Annotated in this window: 7 protein-coding genes; 6 read left to right on the top strand and 1 reads right to left on the bottom strand. The window is 60.8% G+C overall.

Annotation, left to right across the window (positions count from 1 at the left end):
* The 6 genes from L0H65_RS10630 to L0H65_RS10605 all read left to right on the top strand — a co-directional run.
* On the top strand, positions 1-853 hold an 853-nt coding region (locus L0H65_RS10630; RefSeq protein ID WP_301458873.1), incomplete at its 5' end, for an ABC transporter permease.
* Positions 853-1,785, top strand: coding sequence for an ABC transporter permease (locus L0H65_RS10625; protein WP_301458872.1), 933 nt, complete (start codon positions 853-855; stop codon positions 1,783-1,785). The genes L0H65_RS10630 and L0H65_RS10625, both read left to right, overlap by 1 nt.
* 60 nt (positions 1,786-1,845) lie before the next feature.
* Positions 1,846-2,931 (top strand): BMP family ABC transporter substrate-binding protein, encoded by a 1,086-nt coding sequence (locus L0H65_RS10620; RefSeq protein ID WP_301458871.1) that lies wholly within the window; start codon positions 1,846-1,848, stop codon positions 2,929-2,931.
* A gap of 228 nt (positions 2,932-3,159) precedes the next feature.
* The gene (locus tag L0H65_RS10615; protein WP_301458869.1) at positions 3,160-4,236 is read left to right on the top strand and encodes an FAD-binding oxidoreductase; all 1,077 of its coding nucleotides are present in this window, start codon (positions 3,160-3,162) and stop codon (positions 4,234-4,236) included.
* The gene (locus tag L0H65_RS10610; RefSeq protein WP_301458867.1) at positions 4,233-4,865 is read left to right on the top strand and encodes a DUF938 domain-containing protein; all 633 of its coding nucleotides are present in this window, start codon (positions 4,233-4,235) and stop codon (positions 4,863-4,865) included. Before L0H65_RS10615 ends, L0H65_RS10610 begins: the two co-directional genes overlap by 4 nt.
* A 218-nt stretch (positions 4,866-5,083) precedes the next feature.
* Positions 5,084-5,815 carry a GH25 family lysozyme gene (locus tag L0H65_RS10605; protein WP_301458874.1) on the top strand — a complete coding sequence of 244 codons (732 nt, stop codon included), beginning with the start codon at positions 5,084-5,086 and terminating at the stop codon, positions 5,813-5,815.
* Positions 5,816-5,918: 103 nt separating this feature from the next.
* Here L0H65_RS10605 and carB read toward each other — a convergent pair.
* The coding region (carB, locus tag L0H65_RS10600; protein WP_301458866.1) for a carbamoyl-phosphate synthase large subunit at positions 5,919-7,584 on the bottom strand (1,666 nt) is incomplete at its 5' end.

Here is a 7,584-nt window from a genome sequence, read left to right as displayed (position 1 = left end):
GGGGTTGAGCCTTGGGTTTCGCGCGGGTATCTGGAACATCGGGGCCGAAGGCCAGTATATCATGGGCGCGATTTTCGGGGCCGCTGTCGGATTGGCAGTGTTCCCGACCGAGAACCGCCTGATTTTTCCGGTCATGATCATTGCCGGCGCGTTTGGCGGCTGGCTGTGGGCGATGATCCCGGCGATTTTGAAGACCCGCTTCAACACCAACGAGATTCTGGTGTCCCTGATGCTGGTCTATGTCGCGCAAACCATCCTGTCAAAAGCGGCGACAGGGTTCTTGCGCAACCCGCAAGGCATGGGTTTTCCCGGCAGTCGCAACTTTTCCAGCTTTCCCGCCGCACGGAATGTCGAACTGATTGCTGGCACCGGGATGCATTGGGGCGTGGTTGCGGCGATGATTGCGGTGATTGCCGCTTATGTGTTGCTACAACGTCATATCCTTGGCTTTCAGATCAAACTGTCCGGGCAAGCGCCGCGCGCCGCACGGTTTGCCGGCGTCGCACCGACGCGGCTTGTGGTGATGTGCATGGGGATTTCGGGCGGTCTGGCCGGGCTTGCCGGGATGTTCGAGGTGACCGGCCCCGCCGGGCAAATCAGCATTGATTTTGCCTCCGGCTATGGCTTCACCGCGATCATCGTGGCGTTTCTGGGTCGGTTGAACCCGCTTGGTATTTTTCTGGCGGGGTTGGTGATGGCGCTGACCTATGTGGGGGGGGAGATGGCATCGACCAATCTGGGCCTGCCCTCTGCGGCGATACAGGCGTTCCAGGGGATGTTGTTGTTCTTCCTGCTCGCCGTGGATTTACTCGCCAATTATCGTATCCGACTGCTGAAGGGGAGGGCGGTATAATGGATCTTTCAGGGATCAATCCGGCGGTTCTGATCGCCTCCCTCATGGTGGCATCGGTGCCGATCATGCTGGCGGCAATCGGGGAACTGGTGACGGAAAAATCCGGGGTGCTGAACCTCGGGGTTGAAGGAATGATGATTATCGGCGCGATCTGCGGCTTTGTCACGGCAGTCGAAACCGGAAGCCCGCTTCTGGGTTTTATCGGCGGCGCGGTGAGTGGCGCGGCGCTGAGCGTGATTTTCGCGGTTCTAACGCAGGTATTGCAGGCCAATCAGGTCGCAACCGGGCTTGCGCTGACCTTGTTCGGCTTGGGCCTGTCAAGCCTGATCGGGCAAGGCTACGTCGGCATCAAGCCCCCGCCAACCGGCATGGTGCCTTTCGGACCCTTGGCCGATATTCCGGTGATCGGGCGCATCCTGTTCAAGCATGACCCGATGGTTTATGTTTCCATTGCAATTGTGGCGGCGGTCTGGGCGGTGCTGAAATTCACCCGTATGGGCTTGATCATCCGCGCTGTCGGAGAAAGCCATGAGGCCGCGCATGCGCTGGGTTACAAGGTTACGCGCATCCGTATTCTGGCGATCATGTTCGGGGGGGCAATGGCCGGGCTTGGCGGCGCTTACCTCAGCCTGGTCCGGGTGCCGCAATGGGCGGACGGTATCACGGCGGGCGCGGGCTGGATCGCGCTGGCGATCGTGGTTTTTGCAAGCTGGCGGCCGTGGCGGGTGCTGATCGGTGCCTATCTCTTTGGCGGAATTTCGGTTTTGCAGTTGAATTTGCAGGTCGCCAAGGTTCCGATCCCGCCCGAGTACTTGTCGATGTCACCCTATGTGATAACCATCATCGTGCTGGTGATCATGTCATCGGGCCGCGGCCGCAGCGCGATGAACGCGCCCGCAGCTTTGGGTCAGAATTTCCATGCTTCGCGCTAGGTTGGCGCACGGCCAATACCAAACCGGGCCACTGCTGGCCCATCCAACAAGGAGAGAAGAATGAACCGTAGAACTTTGATGGCGACCGCGGCGCTTGGTCTTGGACTGGCGTTCAGCGGCGGCGCGAATGCGGCCGGAATGGACCATGTCAAGGCGTGCTTTGTCTATGTCGGACCGGTCGGCGATGGCGGCTATACCTATCAGCACGATCAGGGCCGCATCGCCGCGCAGGAGCATTTTGGCGACAAGGTGGAAACCGTGTTTCAGGAAAACGTGCCGGAAGGTGCTGATACCGCCCGCGTGCTGACACAGATGGCGCTGGGGGGCTGCAACATCATCTTTACAACCTCCTTCGGCTTCATGGATGCGACTCAGGAAGTTGCAGCCAAATTCCCGAATATCAAGTTCGAACATGCGACCGGGTTCAAGCGGGATACGCCCAACGTTTCCACCTATAACGCGCGTTTCTATGAGGGCCGCGCAGTGCAAGGCACGATTGCGGGAATGATGACCAAGTCGAACAAGATCGGTTATATCGGCTCCTTCCCGATCCCCGAGGTGGTGATGGGCATCAATTCCTATTATCTGGCCGCCAAAAAGGTAAACCCGGATGTCGATCTGTCAGTGATCTGGGCCTACACTTGGTTCGATCCCGCGAAAGAAGCAGATGCTGCCAAAGCGATGATCGAACAGGGTGTTGATGTGATCGCCGCCCACACCGATTCCACGGCACCTTTGGCCGAAGCGGCCAAGACGCCCGGTGTGATCGGTTTTGGCCAGGCGTCGGATATGTCCGCTTACAAGCCAACCCCGCGTGTCACCTCTATCATCGACAACTGGGGGCCGTATTACATCGCCCGCATCGGCGCTTTGCTTGATGGCACTTATGAGCAGACAGATTCCTGGGAAGGGATCAAAAGTGGCGAGGTCGAGATCGGCGAGATCACCGGATTGCCGGATGATGTGAAGGCGGCTGCTGAAAAGGTGCGCGATGGTATCGCGGATGGCAGCTATCATCCGTTCACCGGGCCGATCAACAAGCAGGATGGCTCTGCCTGGTTGGCGGAAGGGCAGGACGCGCCGGACGGTGATTTGCTCAGCATGGACTTCTATGTCGAAGGCATCAAAGGCGATCTGCCGAAGTAAGCCCGATATTCTTTGGGTATGATTGGCGCGCAGAACCGAAAGGTAGCGCGCGTGTCGTGCCGGGCCGGGGGGCTGTCTGCCCCCCGGCCCCTTTGCGGAACGCAAAGGGGCTCCCCCCGAGGATATTTTTGCAGAGAAGATCCGCAAAAAAACCGGTAGGTGTAAATTTCTTTGCCACAGTGCCTACCGGTGCTTTTCTCTGAGCGTATGGCGTGGCAGGATGTCGCAATGGAATATGATTTTATCATTATCGGCGGCGGCATTGCCGGGGTGTCCTGTGCGGGTCGGTTGGCTAAGTGCGGTCGGGTTTTGTTGCTGGAGGGGGAACCGGTGCTGGCGCATCATGCCTCTGGACGCTCGGCCGCGCTTTATGAGCCGCGCTATGGTCTGGCACCGGTGGTGGCCCTGTCGCTGGCATCGGAACCCTATTTCCGGTCCGCCGCGAATGTGCTGACCCCGCGCGGCATGATGATTGTCGGCAAGGCGGCGGACGAGGCCGCGTTCAAGACCGATTGCGCGCTGATGGCGCTGGAGCCGATGGGCTTTGACGACGCCCGCGCCATGGTGCCGATCCTGAACCCGGAAACGGTCGCGCATGTCGGCTTTGCCGATCACGCATGGGACATCGACACCGATCTTTTGCTGCAAGGTTTTGCGCGTGCAGCGCGTTCGGACGGGGCGGAGATTTTGACCAAGGCGCCGGTTACCGCCATTGTGCGCGAGGGCGCGGGCTGGCGTGTGACCTCTGCGCAAGGAGAGCATCGCGGGCGTATTCTGGTGAATGCGGCTGGTGCCTGGGCGGATGTGGTCGCGGAGCTGGCGGGGGTTGCGCCGATGGGGATCACGCCTTTGCGTCGCTCAATGGCGCGGATCCCGGCCCCTGGCGGGCATGATGTCAGTCGCTGGCCGATGATCTTTGCTGCGGGTGAGGCATGGTATTGCAAGCCGGACGCCGGGGCACTGATCGTGTCCCCCGCCGAGGAGGATGCGACGACGCCGCATGACGCCTTTGCCGATGACCTCGTGTTGGCCGAAGGACTTGCGCGCTATGAGGAAATGGTCACCGAGCCGGTGACGCGCGTATTGGCGAACTGGGCCGGTTTGCGCAGCTTTGCGCCGGACCGTGTGCCGGTGATCGGCTTTGATGTGGCGCATCCGGCGTTCTTCTGGCTGGCGGGGCAGGGTGGCTATGGTTTCCAATCCGCGCCGATGGCATCGCAGCTTGCGGTGGAGTTGCTGACGGGACGCGCACCGGAAATCGACGCGGCGACCGTTACCAGCCTGTCGCCACGCCGCTTTGCATGAGCAGGGCACCCGATCTGCCGGAAGCGTCGGGATTGCGCCGCAGCGCGCTTGCCGCGGAACGCAATCTTGCGCCGATTCTTGCAGTGCTGGCCCGCCATGCGCCGAAATCCGGCAACGCGCTGGAGATTGCCAGCGGCACGGGCCAGCAGATCACCGCTTTCGCGGCGGCGCATCCCGGTTTGATCTGGCAGGGCAGTGACTTCGATCCCGCAAACCTGCAAACAATCGAAGCCTGGGCCGCGTATGCCCCGGCACCCAATCTGTTGCCGCCCGTCCGGCTGGACGCGGCACAGACCGGCTGGTCGCGCGACCACGCTCGATTATCCCTGATCTTGACGGTAAACCTGACTCATCTGATCCCGGCCACAGCGGTTCTGACCCTGCTGCGTGAGGCGGCACTTGCCTTGCGCTCCGGCGGCGTCTTCATGATCTACGGACCGTTTCTGCGCGAAGGACGGGCCACCAGCGCCGGTGATCTCGAATTTGACGCCAACTTGCGCGCGCGGGATCCGGCGACCGGCTACAAGGATATCGACTGGATCAAGACGCAACTGGAGGCGGTTGGATTTGGCGTCGTGGTGGAAGACATGCCCGCGAATAATCTGATGCTGACTGCCCGCAAGCCTTGATAGCGATGCCGCCAAGCATCCAATCGACAAGACCCAACAAACGATATCCCGAGGTTTCGGCAGGAAACTGCGTTCGCACCGATTGGCGGGTGACAAGGGGGCAACCGGCTGTCAGATTGGCCGTCGGTTGAGGCATTTTCAGGCGGTCCCCCGTGCGATTTTCAATTGGTTTTCTGGCCTTGGCTCTGTTGCTTTCGGCATGCGGCCAACGGGCTGCCGTGCCGCACCCCCCGCGACAGGCTCCGGCGCAGGCGGTCACCAACGCGCCCCGGTTCAGCGACGCCAAACCGCATGAATGGGTGGGCCGCAGCCCGGATCATTATGCTGTGCATGGGATCGACGCCTCGCGCTGGCAGGCCGAGGTTGATTGGCCAACGGCGCAGGCCAACGGCGTTTCCTTCGCCTATTTCAAGGCGACCGAAGGCGGCGACATTATTGATCCGGGGTTTGAGAGCCACTGGAACGCCGCGGGTCGCGCCGGGGTGCCGCGCGGGGCGTATCATTTCTACTATTTCTGCCGACCCGCGATTGAACAGGCCCGTTGGTTCATCCGCAACGTGCCGCGCAGCAAGGGCGCGCTGCCGCCGGTATTGGATATGGAATGGAACGCACATTCGCCGACCTGCACCAAACGCCCTGACGCCGCCCATGTGCGGCATGAGGCACAGGTTTTCCTCGACGCGCTGGAACGTCATTACGGCCAGCGCCCGATCATCTATGTCACCGTGGATTTTTATCAGCACAATGAGATGCAGCGGTTGCAGGGCTATGAATTCTGGCTGCGATCCGTTGCGGGACACCCTTCGGAAATATACCCCGGTCAGGCATGGTCGTTCTGGCAGTATAGCGGCACCGGTCTTGTGCCGGGATTTCAGGGTAAAGTCGATCTCAACGCCTTCGCAGGCTCTCGCGGCGACTGGCAGACGTGGCTGGCGCGGCGGCAGCGTTGAGCGCGCTGATCGATATCGCTGATGGAGCGTGATGCTCCGGGGTATCAAAACCCTCGACTGCGATTCCTATGCGTTGCGGAAATCCTGACGGCGGCGCAGTCCCTTACCCCTGCAAAGTCCGCACGCCGATCCCCTCATCCCGTGCCTTCATCGCGCTCACGGCGGCAATCGCACCGGCAGCGGTGGTGAAATACGGGATCTTGTCCATCAGCGCGACGCGGCGGATGTCGCGGGAATCGTTGATGGATTGCGCGCCTTCTGTGGTGTTCATAACCAAGGCTATATCGTTGTTTTTCAAGCGGTCCACGATGTTCGGACGGCCTTCATAGACCTTGTTGACCAAGGTTGTCGTCGCCCCTGCTGAGGCGAGCCAGGCCGCCGTTCCTTTGGTCGCCACAATCTCGAACCCCATGAAAAGCAGGTCGCGGGCGGCGGCGGCCATCGCGTCGGTCTTGTCCATATCCTTGATCGACAGGAAGACGCGCCCTTCCAGCGGCAGGTCGTTGCCTGCGCCCATTTGCGCCTTCAGAAACGCCAGCGGGAAGGTGCGGTCCCAGCCCATCACTTCGCCGGTGGAGCGCATTTCCGGGCCAAGCAGCGGGTCAACGCCGGGGAAGCGGGCAAAGGGCAAAACTGCTTCTTTTACCGAAAACCACGGCGTAATCGGGTTTGCCAGCGTCATCGGATCGGCCAACGGCAGGTCGGTGTCGGGACCGACACCTTCGGCATAGGGCGCGCGCATCGGGAAGTTAGACAGCGGCTCGCCCGCCATCAGACGCGCCGCGATGGAGGCAATGGCGGAATCGGTTGCCTTGGCGACAAAGGGCACTGTGCGCGATGCACGCGGGTTCACCTCCAGCACATAAATCTCATCGCCTTTCAGCGCGAATTGAACGTTCATCAACCCGACAACTTTCAGCGCGCGCGCCATCGCAACGGTTTGCTCTTTCAACCGTTCGATGATGGCTGGCGACAGAGAGTGCGGCGGCAGCGAACAGGCAGAATCGCCGGAATGCACGCCCGCCTCTTCGATATGTTCCATGATCCCCGCAACATGGACGTTTTGCCCGTCGCACAGGGCGTCGACATCCACCTCGATCGCGCCGGAAAGATAGCTGTCGAGCAGAACCGGGTTCTTGCCCGAAACCTGTACCGCCTCGCGGATGTAGCGTTCCAACTGTGCATCGTCGCGAATGATTTCCATCGCCCGCCCGCCCAGCACGAACGAGGGGCGGATGACCAACGGATAGCCAACATCGGCTGCAACGGCGAAGGCCTCATCGCGTGATCGCGCGGTGCCGTTATAGGGTTGGCGCAAGTCAAGTTTGTTCAGAAGTTGTTGAAAACGCTCCCGGTCCTCCGCCAGATCAATTGCATCCGGCGTGGTCCCCAGAATGGGAATCCCTTCGTCATGCAGGGCATTTGCCAGCTTCAGCGGGGTCTGGCCGCCGAATTGCACGATAACACCGTGAAGCGTGCCGTTTTCCTGCTCCACCCGCAGGATTTCCAGCACATGCTCCAGCGTCAGTGGCTCAAAATACAACCGGTCCGAGGTGTCATAATCAGTCGAAACCGTTTCCGGATTGCAGTTGATCATGATGGTTTCATACCCCGCTGCCGTCAGCGCATAGCAGGCATGGCAGCAGCAATAGTCAAACTCAATCCCCTGGCCGATGCGGTTGGGGCCACCGCCCAGAATGACCACCTTTTTTGCAGCCGAAGGTCGTGCCTCACACTCCACATCCCCCATCGCGGGCGATTCGTAGGTG

This window comes from Pseudorhodobacter sp. (assembly GCF_030452865.1).
Classification (GTDB): Bacteria; Pseudomonadota; Alphaproteobacteria; order Rhodobacterales; family Rhodobacteraceae; genus Pseudorhodobacter.
This window is presented reverse-complemented; position numbering and strand designations above follow the sequence as displayed.

Bases quoted from the DNA above. Each gene is read 5' to 3' on its own strand.
- L0H65_RS10625 (WP_301458872.1), top strand. From the start codon at position 853: ATGGATCTTTCAGGGATCAATCCGGCGGTTCTGATCGCCTCCCTCATG.
- L0H65_RS10620 (WP_301458871.1), top strand. From the start codon at position 1,846: ATGAACCGTAGAACTTTGATGGCGACCGCGGCGCTTGGTCTTGGACTG.
- L0H65_RS10615 (WP_301458869.1), top strand. From the start codon at position 3,160: ATGGAATATGATTTTATCATTATCGGCGGCGGCATTGCCGGGGTGTCC.
- L0H65_RS10610 (WP_301458867.1), top strand. From the start codon at position 4,233: ATGAGCAGGGCACCCGATCTGCCGGAAGCGTCGGGATTGCGCCGCAGC.